A 12,565-nucleotide genomic window follows, 5' to 3' on the forward strand; every position below is an offset into this window, starting at 1 on the left:
TGCGACTGAACTCAGGAACTTCTCTTGGAGTACTTAGAATGACATTTTTGTTCTTTCCTTTAGGTTCTTTTTTCTGTGAAAAAACTACTAGACCACTCCTTGAGCTGTATCTTGTATGATTAAGAATTTACCTCGTCCTTCTAAATCTCGTATTTCAATAGGTTCACCTTGTCCTGGATACAGTGTTAAATTGTAAGTGTATGAATCGTGTTTATCATCGATTCTAGGAATAAACCAATTCAAAGGTTTTGTAGCGTTAGTAGCGTTTAAGAATACTTGATGCTGTACTTTTTGATCTTCGTGTTCGTATTTTAATTCTAATACCGCATTATGATATTTTTCTCCGATTTTTAATCGACTTACATCGATTCCTACTTGAAGAATAGGTAAGATTACAGTTTGATCGCCATGACCATTTACCCAACCACTTTTAGAAAATAGATTGTCTCCTACAATTTTGTAACGGTATGAAAAGTCTTGTTTGTCTTTATTAAGTTGTACAAGCTTTGCAGTAACAGGATCCCAATCGTCTTCGCCCGCTAATACAACTTTATCTTCGCTTGTAAATTGATTGTCTTCATCTTCGTATTTAAATTCTACAATAATTTTCTTCAAACTTTGATCTGGAGACATTCCTAATTCTACATCTAATTCTAAGGTATCTTCATAAGGATTTGGTGTGAAAATTTCTGCTGTCTGATTTTTAGAGAAATAATATTTCTGCGATGGCATTTCTATCACTTTTCCATTTTTACTGAAGTATTTTACAACATATTCAATAGGAGCGTCAATTTCACGATACAATGCACGTTCTAACTTTTTTCCTTCGATATTTTCTGGAGTTAATAACAAACTGGTTTTAAAATGCTCTGGATCTTCTGATGTTTTATAACTAATATCTATTTGAATGCTATGTACTTTATTATCGCCAGACAAAGAATTTAATGTAAGGTGAGGTTTAAAGTTCGCACTTAAGAACCCAATTTTTCCAACTTCGACATTTATCAAACTATTGGTTTCTTTAGATGGAATTATTAATGGTTCAGAAACACCTTTAAAATATATTTCAGAAGTATAATTTACAATTCCATCATCATTTTTAGGTCTTCTAAACAACCACTTTTCTTGAGTTTTATTTTTATCAAATAACCAAGCGTCTTTTTGGTTTGCAGAAGGATATTCAGCAGTTACTTTTACAGAGGAAACAAAAGGAGTTTCTTCCCAAGGAGCATTTACCTGAACTGGAATTTCTACAGTTCCTACTATGTCATCAGCTAAATCTACAATTTTGGTAATATTCTTTTTATGCTCTTCGTCTATATCTGCTAAAAAGTTCATGATAGTAGCTTGAGGAGCCATTGACCATTCTACAACATCACGTTGTGTAAAACGTAATTCTACAAAAGAGTTGATTTCTTCTTTCATTAATTCAATCATAGAAGATTTTCGTTCTTCTTCCGTTAAACCATGAATTCGAGATTTAATAATTTCTTTTACTTTTTCTTCAATGAGCTTAATAGCCATGGTACGTAATTGTCCTACATGTTCATCTGAAATTTGAGTAGATCCTTTTTTAATTTCAATATTCATTAATCCTTCTTCTGTCATTTTTTCAACGACTTCAGAAACATTAATACGTTCTACGTCGGCATCGCTACAACCTTTATCAACGTTTTTCCACACACGATCTACTTTTCTATTAATTTCTGAAGATTGGTGAGAACCTGCCCAAGCTCTTATTTCAAGACTTGGTAAACGTAAGAGCGCTTTTAAATTGAATCGTGTACTGAAAGCTTTGTCGCCTTGCTGCAATGCTTTATACCAAACAGCGGCACCGTCTGGACTTAAACGAATGGCAAAAGCCGCGTTATTATCGCCTACTAAACTTGCTGGTCCACCACCAGAAGACCAGGTAACCATTCCGCCTTCTTTTTCTTCTAATAATTCAACAGTTCCTTCAGTAAATTGTAAAGAACCGAAAACAATTTCTCCAACTTCAGGCACATCTGGATCTGGAATATTTTTTTCTCCTTTAGCTCTGGCAATTAAACTTAAACGTTCTCTTTCAAGTTTTAGAATTTCTTTTCTACGGCTTTGCTGAATTTTCATGCTCTTTAACTTTTGAGCAGCTCTTTTTTCTTCTTCTTCAGAAATTCCTAGGTTTACATCGAAGTTTACATATCCACCAGCTAACCCAGCAGTTGCATTTCCAGTTCCATCAGCTTTATCTGTCCAGAATAAACCATTAAAAATAGGTGTTTCGTCATCCATTCTTATTTGTGGAGCAGAACGGAGTAGGTAGTATAAGTTTGGATTTTCATCGTCTGGAAAAGCTATAATATCGTCGATTACATTTATTTGTGGTAAAGTTGTCATGTTGTTAAATTTTTAGATTAAACTTTCGGATAGATATACAGGTGTTCAATACTTGTATTTTCACTACTTTCCCATTCGCTTGGAGTAGAAGGAGTAAGTGTAATATTCGTTTGTCTAAACTCATATTTCCGATTGTCTTGTTTTTTGGTGTTTAAGAGTTGTTGTACAGTATTTGTCATTTTAATGAGTTGGCGTGGGTTGGCTTTGTTCAATTCGCAAGAGGCTATAATTTCCCCTTGAGAATTTCGAATTTCTACAAGCACGCCCATGATCTTTTTGTAAGGAGTTTTTTCCTCTTCAGAGCATGTATCCCAGTTTTCAAATAAAGGAGAAGAGACATTGAGAGTCCATTGTTGTGTATCGCCTGTAGCACGATCTACTACGGAAGCCATGATCTTTTCTGGATCAATAGCTGCACGTACACCATATGGTTCGCATACCATGTTTGTCCACACCATATTCTTATCAGAAAGTTGATCAACATCATCTTGATTGATGAAAATACCTTCACGATCTCCAGGAGCTAAACTAAGTGGCCAGGTTACTCCTTTGGTGTGTAATTCGTAATCTACATCGTATATGAAGTTATCATTAGTAGCTAATAATGTAAGATCTACATTTTCTACAGTTACTGGAGTAGGAGTTTGATTTTTAAGATAAAATCCTTGTAGAATTCCTGTTGTACCGCCATCAATACTTTCTACAGTTAGTGGAATATTTTTAAGCTTTTCAAAATTTAATTCAACATTAATTGGGTGGCTTTCTTTTACAGTAACACCTGCTTCAGTTTCTTCTTCTAAGTCGAAAAAGATTTTACCAATATTAATTCCATTGGCTAAAAACTCTTCTTTAAAAGCTTCAAAAGATTCTAAACTATGGTCTGCGGTAATGGTAAAACCTACTGGATCTATTTGTTGTAATTCTTCAGTGATTTTAATAGAAAATAAAGCATTTTCTTGAGCAAAACGATCTTCTATTTTAAAAGATACGTTTTGATATCCTCCTAATACCAGGTTTTCTACGTATTTGATATTTCCTTTAGATAAGTCTGCTAAATCTAATAACAAGTCTTTTTTTGCCAGTGGATGGTAATACGGTTCAATAAACATTGTCATTTGTATTCTATATTCTTTATCTCCGTTGTCTTTTTCGTTTTCATAGAGATTTAAATACATCTTTGGTTCACCGGTTTTATGATTTACACCAATGCGATATACTTGTGGTAAAAAGAAAACTTTGTTAGGATCATTTGTTAACCTGTAGTAATACGAATGTTCAATTTCTCCGTGCTTAATTTTAGTTTCTTTTCTCCATTTAAAATCATTGGATTCTAATGCATCGAAGAAACCTTGAAATACAGTTGCATCTTCTTTGTCAAATAATAAAATTTGTTGACTTGTTACGGTTATTTTTTGAGGTTTAGAAGGCTGAGCTGGCTGCGCGGTTGTACGAATAGCCTCTAACATTCTTGGTTGAATTACCGCATGAAAGAGTTGCATTCGTTGTGATTTTGTTCTTTTCAAATAGGTCATACCAGGATTTGGCCTTCCTATATAACAAACTGTGTCAAATCCATGCTTTTTAATTATAGCGAATGCTTTATTAGCATTATTACGATTGCTGCCAAAATCGAATAGATATCGATTACCTTCTACTATTTTCCAACGCTTTTGAACAAACTTTACTTGTAATTTGGAAGGGGTGAATTCTATAGCATCTTCTCCTCGTAGTTTTCCTGTAGGTGCATTATTCCCAGAAAGAAAATAAGTAAAAGTACTACCGACATTACATTTTCTATCGAGTTTATAATGTTTGAGAGCCAAATATGCTTTTTTAGCATCGGAAGGGTTTCTAAATTTAAGTAAAGGAACAGGAGTTCCTATTTGCATAGGACCAACTCTCTTTTTAACAGTAGTTGTTATTGAGTTTCCAGTGATTTTTATTGTGTTTTTATCAAATATGGAACAAGCATCTTTTACAGTTGGAGTTGTGCGGCGCGGTGGAGTAGGAGTAGCGCTTCTAGTCGGTGTACTGTTTGGTGTTGGTTTTTGCCACCAAACATCAGCAGTAAAAATAAGTTTTGAGCTTCCGTCTGGGGTGATTAATGCTTTGTAAACTGCTTCTTTATCTGCTTCTTTAATTACTGTTTGCGCATAAATATGCTTTAATACATTGGTAGCTTTGTCTGGTACAATTTGTATAATTTGTAAATGTACTTTTTGAATACCAGAAGCGTTTTTATAATGCAAGACTACCGTTATACTTTTAAAGTCTAAAGGAGTTACATTTTTTTGAGGATGAAAAGCTTTAGCAATAATGTTTAAGCGTAAATTTCCTTCTGTATCTTTTGTAAATTGAAATCCTTTTTGACCAGGAACTCCTGAATTATTATCGTTAGATAGTAATTCGAATTGAGGTTTGGCGTAGTTTTTACCGTTGTATGTATATATTTTATCCGCTGTAGGAGCTTCCGAAAGTATATTAACAGCATTGTTTACCGTTAATATACTGCGAAAGTTCTTCATAATAGCTGGGTTTACTGCGTAGTTAAGTTTACTAGAAGTAAATATTCCTGTTGTTTTTGTTGGTTTTAATGTAGTTGGCATAATTTTCTGTTTTAGCTAGCTTTTATGTTTAGGTTGTTTAAGCATCTTCAACAGGAATCTCTGCCTTTGGATTTTCTAGAATTAAAATACCTCCTTGTATCGTTTGATCTGAAATGTCTACGACCTTTCCATTTCCAGCAAATTTTAAATTATAGTTGAAAGAATTGGATTTTGGAGTAAATGAATGTATTTCGAAAGATTTGATGAAATCTTGTTGTGTTAAACGAATGGTTTCTTGTTTGATATATTGATTTTCGGCATCTTCATAAGCTACATTTACATACACAACTTGCCATTGTGTCCAATCTACCATTCCTGCATCTATAGTAAGCATTTGTTGATAGCGTTTTAAATCGATTGGATCTATATTTTCATCACTAACAGCTTCTTTCCATTCAGAAGTTTTTACTAAACCATCTGTGAACTGAACAAAGTATCGATATGTAAAGGTGTTGGTAGCTCCTTCTCGTAAACGCATGCTCCAATCCCAAGTTTCAGTGCCAGAGAACCATTTAGAAAATTCTTCACTAATTCCATTAAGTTGATCTTTATACAATACTTCTACTTTTGCAGTTTTTACGGTATTTGTATCCATGATAACATCGAATGAAGCTTTAGCTCTTCCAACTAAAATATCATCTATAGATAAAGCTTCTCGAGTATCTGTTTTATAGGCTGTTTCAGATTCTGTACCATCATGATAGAAATATTTTACTTTATATCGATATTCTTTGTCTTTGTGACCATACATAAAGCATTTCCAATTATCGCTTAAAGAATCTTTATTCAAACGAATTTGTTTTTTGGTATCTGGTTTATTAGGTTCTGCTAAGTATTCTAAATCAACAACAACTTCTTTAATACTGTCCCAATCAATTTCTCCTGCTGATACTTGTGTTGTTATAAAACCAAGTTTGTCGTATGAAATATTTAAAACACGATCACTGATATTTTCTAATACAATTGGAGGTGGAGCATCTGCTGTTCCTTTATAAGATATTTTAGCTTCAGCTTTATAAAAATCTAAAAGTTCACCTTTTGCATTTCTAGCCATGCTTACTCTAAAAGTAAATACTTCGTCGCCAGTTTGAAATAGAAATGATTTTGCATTCTGACGAATAATTCCTGATTTATGATCTTTTTCCTTGTACGAAAGATTTACAATAACCGAGTGAATGTTATCAGCTTCGAAATCGGCATTCACTTTTATCTGTACTTGCATTATTTGAACTTCTGGACTACTAACATCGATGTATTGTACAGCAGCTTTTCGTTCACTTTCTGTTAGTTGTACAGCTAGAGATCCATTTGGATTTTTTAAAAATTCTACAACACCGTTCTTTTTAAAATGAAAGTTGATGTTTGAAATCTTAGATTTATCTACATCATTTTTGAAATAGTAGTAATGATTTTGGTTTTTAACCCATTTGTCTCTTGCACTTAATCCCATGTCTGGGTTTGGTTGGACACCGTTATTTGGAGTATTGTTTTCTCCATCTCCTTCTTCATTTTCTCCGTTTCCATCTTCTATAAACGAAGTTTCAAAAAATGACTTGATAATGGTTCCAAAGATTAAATCCATTAACATTTGGCGTAATTGATCTTCTACTTCCTTTTTCTCTGCGCTATTAGAGCCAACATCTCCATAATCTGTAATATCTACTCTAATGATTTTAGAATCAATCATTTTTTCAACTAGAGAGTTAATATCATTTTTATTAATATTTACTCGTTTATCGTATAGCCATGATTTTTTTGATACAGTAATTCCAGCAATTTTTCTAGTTCTAGTGCGTTTTCCTTGTTCTACCTCTTTTTTATAGGTGTTCTCTTGTGTTTGTAAGAAATCATAAATTTGTGAAGAGCTTCCAGTAACCTTTACTTCTAAATTAGGAACAAAACCATATCCTTTTAACTCATAACGAACAATAGCTTGTAATGGTGTTTTTTCATCCTTTCCTTTTTTTGTTTTATAGCCTTTAGACAATGCGTCAAGTATAATTTCAGCACCTTCTGCTCCAAATGTAGCATAAAATGATGCAGAGTTTGAAGCTGTTAATGAAGGTTTTACTTCGGCACTAGAACTCTTCTTAAATGTATCTCCTAAGCCTTCTAAAATTTCTAATTTGGCTGTTCCACTTTTCCAAGTTGATGGATAAGTTAATACAGGTTCTATTTTTCGATTTGGCATTTTTCGTTTGTATCTTTTGTAATAGCGACGTACGAAAGGATGCTCTTTTTTATTGATAATTTTTCTGAGATAATTAACTGCTATTTTATGTTCTTCTTTAGATAGAGATAAATCTACTGTTACAACCAACTGACCTAATTGCGCTTCGACTAAATCTTTATTAGGACTACTTGCATAAGCAATGTCTGCGTTTCTTGCAAAAAGATTGTATTTTAAAGTAGGTTTATTGTCTTGATCTCTGGCTACAACAGGAATAGATCTAATTACATGAAATGTATTTTCTTTTTTATGATCTCTATAAAATTCTACGTCGGGTAGTCCTGGAACTTTGATGGTATCTAATAATGAAAGCATGAGTTTTAGTTTTAAGATTGATTGATATTTGTAATAGGTAGCATTAATAATGGAGCATTAGGTGGAACCATAAAAGAGAGTTCTTCTATAGAGCCATCATTAGAGAACACACGAACAGCAGCGTTTAAAGCGACTGTTGAAGGAAGATCGGGTATAATGGCTGTATGTTCTAATGAAGTTTCGTTTAAGAAAAGAACAGTGCTTCCAGGATGATCTTCACTAATACTATTTAATGTAACCTCTAATGCTACAATACTTCCAGAAAAAGTATTACTACCTAATAGAGTTTTTACTTTTACAGTTCTAAAGCCGCTATTGTCTAAGTTAATTAGTGGTTGTTCTGTATCATAATTAATCCAATCACCTTCTAATAAACGTCCGTCGTTTAAAACAAATCGACTTCTTCCCATCCAGTTTCTAGAGTCTTCTTCCTCTACTAATACTGCAAAAGAACGAGAAGGTTGTTCTGGTGTAAGGTTTAATGTTGTTGTTTTTTCTTCACTATCAGCAGCAGTATATCGAATATCTACCAACGCCTGTTTTACAAGGCTTTGGCTAACTGCAAGGTTTGGCGTAATACTAAATATTCTAGCTAAAGGTCTGTCTACAACAACTTGAGAATCTTTAATGTTTTCTTCTTCGAAAACTAATTTTTCATCTTTAAAGAAGAATTCTTTGCGTACATAAAAATCGTACTGATTTTCTTTTGGTGGATGAATTAAATAGCGAGTAAGTGCTGTATTACCTTCTTTGAAAATTGTAGTACGTCCGTTAGCATCTTTTTCTGGAGCTAAGAATATTTGTACAGATCGGATTCCTTCATTCTCAAATTGAATTTCACCTGTTTGAATCTCAACAGGAATTAGAGGAGAATGGGTATCCATATTAATACTTAGATCACGTTTTGTTTCGTCTTCAAATACTTGAGAAGTAACTTTAGTTTCTGGACTACCAATAATAGAACCGGTATTATGAATAAACTCTACATAATAATCGTAACTTAAGGTTCCGTATTTATCTACAAAGAATTTAATTTTATCACTAGTATTGCTAGCGTTTAATGATAGGCTATGTTCGTGTAAACGATTATTTTTATCGCCTTCATCTCCACGATATCCGTATGAAATATGTACAATTGCTTCTCTAATATCATATTCTTCGAAGCTGAAACTTGCACGTACTTCTAATTCAATTTCTTTAAAAGGTCCTTCTCCTAAACGGACTAGTAGTAATTGTTTACTCGCATCAAAGGCAGTGTTTGCAACAGTCAATGCACCGTTAGGATGATATTTAATTGTTTTTGCTTCTGCCTTATTAAATACAAAAGTTCTTTTTACTTGTTGAGAAATTTCTCTTCTTCTATAAGTGTATCCTACATTAACATTTACATCAAAAGCTTCAGATGTTTTTTCTTTTTTATCATCATCTTCGTCATCGTTTTCATCATCATTGTTATCATCATCTTCTCCAGGAGTTTCTATTTCATCGTCTGGATCTTCATCTTCGTCTTCGTCTCCATCACTATCATCATCATCTCCTTCCTGATCATCTGCACGTTCACCGTCATCATCTCCATCATCTTCGTCTCCGTCACTATCATCATTACTACCGTCTTCATCACCATCGCTATCATCCTCCTCCTCATCATCCCCTGCATCTTCGCCACTGCCATCATCATCAGGTCTATCATCTGGAGTATCAGTTCCGTCAGTTCCTTCATCGTCATCATCTCCATCATCCTCTGGATTGTCAATTATTGGATTATCATCTTGATCATCTCCACCAGGAGGTCCATCAGCATCGCCGCCTTCACCATTTCGCATACGGTCTGCTATAGATTCGTTAATAGCAGCAGTATAGTCTTCAGAAGGAATTGCAGTAGCTTGGAATAGAGTAGGACCCATTAATTTTTTAACTAATTCAATACCCGTAGGATCATTTCCTAAAAGATTTGTTTGTGCTTCTCTTGCAGCATATACTGTTTCTCGTACTATGATAGCACCTTCATTCATTAATTCACGAATCATTACATCTACATCTGCACTAGCTGCAATATTTACATTTTCAGTTTCTACACCAGCTCTTAGGTTGAAAGAATGATTCCAAAAGTCTTCAGTAGCTTTAAAGTCTACTTCTATTTCTAAATTATAAGCATCTTCTATAGCAGCAAAATCCAAATCATAAACAACAGAAGCTTGTGTTTGCCCCTCTTGTTTAAGTAAATTGTACATAATTTGAGCAGGCTTATTGCTCAATCTTACAGAGAATACAGCTGTTTGCCTTAATTGTAATGAAGGTTTAGTAGAACCTGCAATTGTTATATTAAAATCTTGCGTATTTCCATCAGAGGACCCATCTGAACCAAATAATACTAACTTTACTGTTCCATCTTTAAAAGGAACCATAGAAAGTCTAGCTTGATCTCCGTATTTTGATTGAATTTCAGTTTTAATAGCTTCAAATTCTGTTTCTGTAGGACCTAGTTCTACTTGTAAGGTTAGAAATCCACCTACACGAGATTCATCTTGGTCAAAATCTGGATCGTCTCCTTCTTTAATTTCATTATCTGTATAGACTACATATTGAATACCTCTTCCATTATCGGCAATTTTTGCTTTTTCCTTAGGTAGGCAATAAAAGGAATTAGGATCTGTATAATCTTGATAAACGACACATCCGTTTATGATTTCTTGTTTTGCTGTAGTTAACATAATTGTAGTTTTGTTTTAGGTTGAATTAAACTGGAGTAGCCAATGACATTCCTAAAGATTTAAAAGTTGCTTCATTTGCATATCCATAGGCTTTTCCGCTATGCATATCTTTTTGGAATTGAATTAACGCTTTGGCTGTATTCGCTCCAAAATCACCATCTATGGTTCCTGAGTAATAGGGTTTTCCTGTACTACTTTTTCTCATTTTTTGTAGGCCTTCTTGTAAACGTTTTACCAAAGGACCAGAAGAACCATGTACAACTTTTATTAAATCTATATCTGTAGAAGTAGCTTCTGCAATTTTTTGCATATTGAAGCTATCTATTAATAGGTATTTAAAGTTTTGTTGCTCTTTAGCAAAATGATCATATACATTCCCAATAAACTCTTCCCATGCATTCCAATTACCGCTTTTTTGTCCTCTAGGAATATATTGTTCTGGGCATCCTACGATTACTTGACAACCATAACTACTGTAGTAGTCTGACATACAAAATGAGTAAGAAAAATCTTGCCCTTTTAATGCTTTAACTTTGGTTGTTCTGGTATTATTCCTGGCGCAATGAATATTATCTCCTGGATTTCCTGTTCCAATGTATGCAGATGGTCCGTAATCTATTACAGGTTGTTTATTTTGTAGCGTGAAATTTGCTCTTCTAAATGTAATTTTACTCTGCAATCTAAGTGCTCTATGAGGCTGGAACCCAGAATTGCTTCCTGAATGCTGACCTTTTCTGTAATTATAAAAACCAGGTTGCATGCAATTAAATTGATGCTTTTTCTTTTTATTTCGTTGTACTACTTTTAAATTAGGAACAGTGCTAGCCGGGAAAATTGCGATTTTCCTTTCAGAAGGTAGCCATTGACCAATAACACATCTAGGGTAATAGTAGTTTACTTTTACTCTTTGTAATAAGTGTTCACTTTCAAATTTTGTATGATCGCTATAATCCAAAAGGCTAATGCCTTCTGCAGCAGGCAAAGCACCTCGAATAGCAAACAAAATCATTTCGTCTTCGTTATCTGAGATATCTATATTGTGAAATTCGCAAGCACTTCGTAAAGCACTGTCGGAAATTGTAAAGTTGTATGTAGACATTTGTGTTTAGTTTTAAAGTTTAGCTAGTTGTGTTATAAGTACTCTTCTGGTAGCTCTATCGAAAATTCCATTAATGGTTAATGATGGATAAGTAGATTGAAAAAGTTTTAAAGCACCTTCAGTTTTAGGTCCAAAAATTCCATCAGATGTTCCTGGTTGAAATCCACAAAGTTTTAAAGCATCTTGTAGGTTTACTACATCTTGTCCAGTAGAACCTTTTCTTAAAACTTTTGTGCTTAGTTTTGTTTTTTTAACGGGTCTAAGCCTTCTAAAACCTAGTAATTGAGAAGCAGAGAGTGCAGTTTGACTTACTTGATTGCTTTGATTTCCACCAAGTGTATAAATTCTAGATTGATCTTGAGAATACCCCATGAAAATACCAACATGGCCTTGATAAGATTGTGGACTTTCTCTCCAGAAAATTACAATATCACCTGGTTCGGGGGTGGTAACAATAATTCCAACATTAAGCCATGAACGAGCATTGGCAAGTTTTGTAGATTCTAATTGAGCTTTTTGTGCGACCCAATTCATAAAAACACTACACCAAGGTGTTTCATCGTCGTTAATAAAATCGAAACCAGCTTCTTTAGCATAGGCAACAATACGAGGGTTGTGTTGTGGTCCTGGAATTTCTGTAGTTCCGATTTCTCTGGATGCTATGCGAATCAACCTATTCATTAGAAGACTGATTAGTTAGCTTCGTTAGAAGTAGTTAATTCTCCTTTTTCAGTAACAAAAACTTCTTTATTGCTATCGAGTAATGTGACAACTGTATTAAGAATGGTGAGTGGTTTAGTAGAATCGATAAAACCACCTCTGTTAACAAATGTTGTTAAATTGTCTCTATTTTGAGAATTTGCTTTTAAAAAGTGAATGTCCCCAATTTTTATTTGTCTATCGTGTTTGGTACCGTATAATCGAATTTTAGCATCTTCATCTCCGATTAATAAATTATAGTCTGTAATTTTTGATGGATAGATTACCATAGTAGTAAGTTTTATTTGGTTATGGTAACAAAATTAACTAGCTAGTTAGCTGTTTTTTAGAGGTTTTACTTCCGTTTTTAGATGATTGTTTCACTAGTTTTGATACAGGAAAAACCCTGATAAAGAGTAAGGTAAATTGCTTTAAATGTTAAAAAAAGATAATTATAAATAGAAAGGGACTTCCAATTTTTAATGGTAATGTTAAATTATATCATATAATTATAACTTATATTAAGTAT

7 protein-coding genes are annotated in these 12,565 nt (G+C 33.6%); all 7 read right to left on the bottom strand.

Going from position 1 to position 12,565, the window contains the following annotated elements:
* Nucleotides 1-87: 87 nt before the first annotated feature.
* The 7 genes from ACKTTC_RS01240 to ACKTTC_RS01270 are packed head-to-tail and all read right to left on the bottom strand — an operon-like array spanning nt 88 to nt 12,326.
* Nucleotides 88-2,376, bottom strand: a complete 2,289-nt coding sequence (locus tag ACKTTC_RS01240) for a hypothetical protein (RefSeq protein ID WP_408037524.1) — start codon at nt 2,374-2,376, stop codon at nt 88-90.
* 17 nt (nt 2,377-2,393) lie between these two features.
* Nucleotides 2,394-4,982, bottom strand: coding sequence for a hypothetical protein (locus tag ACKTTC_RS01245; protein ID WP_408037526.1), 2,589 nt, complete (start codon nt 4,980-4,982; stop codon nt 2,394-2,396).
* A gap of 37 nt (nt 4,983-5,019) precedes the next feature.
* On the bottom strand, nt 5,020-7,527 hold the full coding sequence (locus ACKTTC_RS01250) for a hypothetical protein (protein WP_408037528.1): 2,508 nt from the start codon (nt 7,525-7,527) through the stop codon (nt 5,020-5,022).
* A gap of 11 nt (nt 7,528-7,538) precedes the next feature.
* Nucleotides 7,539-10,238 carry a hypothetical protein gene (locus ACKTTC_RS01255; RefSeq protein WP_408037529.1) on the bottom strand — a complete coding sequence of 900 codons (2,700 nt, stop codon included), beginning with the start codon at nt 10,236-10,238 and terminating at the stop codon, nt 7,539-7,541.
* A gap of 25 nt (nt 10,239-10,263) precedes the next feature.
* Entirely contained in the window at nt 10,264-11,337 is a 1,074-nt protein-coding gene (locus ACKTTC_RS01260) for a peptidoglycan-binding domain-containing protein (RefSeq protein WP_408037530.1), read from the bottom strand.
* Nucleotides 11,338-11,349: 12 nt separating this feature from the next.
* On the bottom strand, nt 11,350-12,018 hold the full coding sequence (locus ACKTTC_RS01265) for a C40 family peptidase (protein WP_408037532.1): 669 nt from the start codon (nt 12,016-12,018) through the stop codon (nt 11,350-11,352).
* Between the two features lie 11 nt (nt 12,019-12,029).
* The gene (locus ACKTTC_RS01270; RefSeq protein ID WP_408037534.1) at nt 12,030-12,326 is read right to left on the bottom strand and encodes a hypothetical protein; all 297 of its coding nucleotides are present in this window, start codon (nt 12,324-12,326) and stop codon (nt 12,030-12,032) included.
* Nucleotides 12,327-12,565: the final 239 nt, after the last annotated feature.

Source organism: Tenacibaculum amylolyticum (assembly GCF_964511145.1).
Lineage (GTDB): Bacteria > Bacteroidota > Bacteroidia > Flavobacteriales > Flavobacteriaceae > Polaribacter > Polaribacter amylolyticum.

Bases quoted from the DNA above. Each gene is read 5' to 3' on its own strand.
- ACKTTC_RS01240 (WP_408037524.1), bottom strand. From the start codon at position 2,376: ATGACAACTTTACCACAAATAAATGTAATCGACGATATTATAGCTTTT.
- ACKTTC_RS01245 (WP_408037526.1), bottom strand. From the start codon at position 4,982: ATGCCAACTACATTAAAACCAACAAAAACAACAGGAATATTTACTTCT.
- ACKTTC_RS01250 (WP_408037528.1), bottom strand. From the start codon at position 7,527: ATGCTTTCATTATTAGATACCATCAAAGTTCCAGGACTACCCGACGTA.
- ACKTTC_RS01255 (WP_408037529.1), bottom strand. From the start codon at position 10,238: ATGTTAACTACAGCAAAACAAGAAATCATAAACGGATGTGTCGTTTAT.
- ACKTTC_RS01260 (WP_408037530.1), bottom strand. From the start codon at position 11,337: ATGTCTACATACAACTTTACAATTTCCGACAGTGCTTTACGAAGTGCT.
- ACKTTC_RS01265 (WP_408037532.1), bottom strand. From the start codon at position 12,018: ATGAATAGGTTGATTCGCATAGCATCCAGAGAAATCGGAACTACAGAA.
- ACKTTC_RS01270 (WP_408037534.1), bottom strand. From the start codon at position 12,326: ATGGTAATCTATCCATCAAAAATTACAGACTATAATTTATTAATCGGA.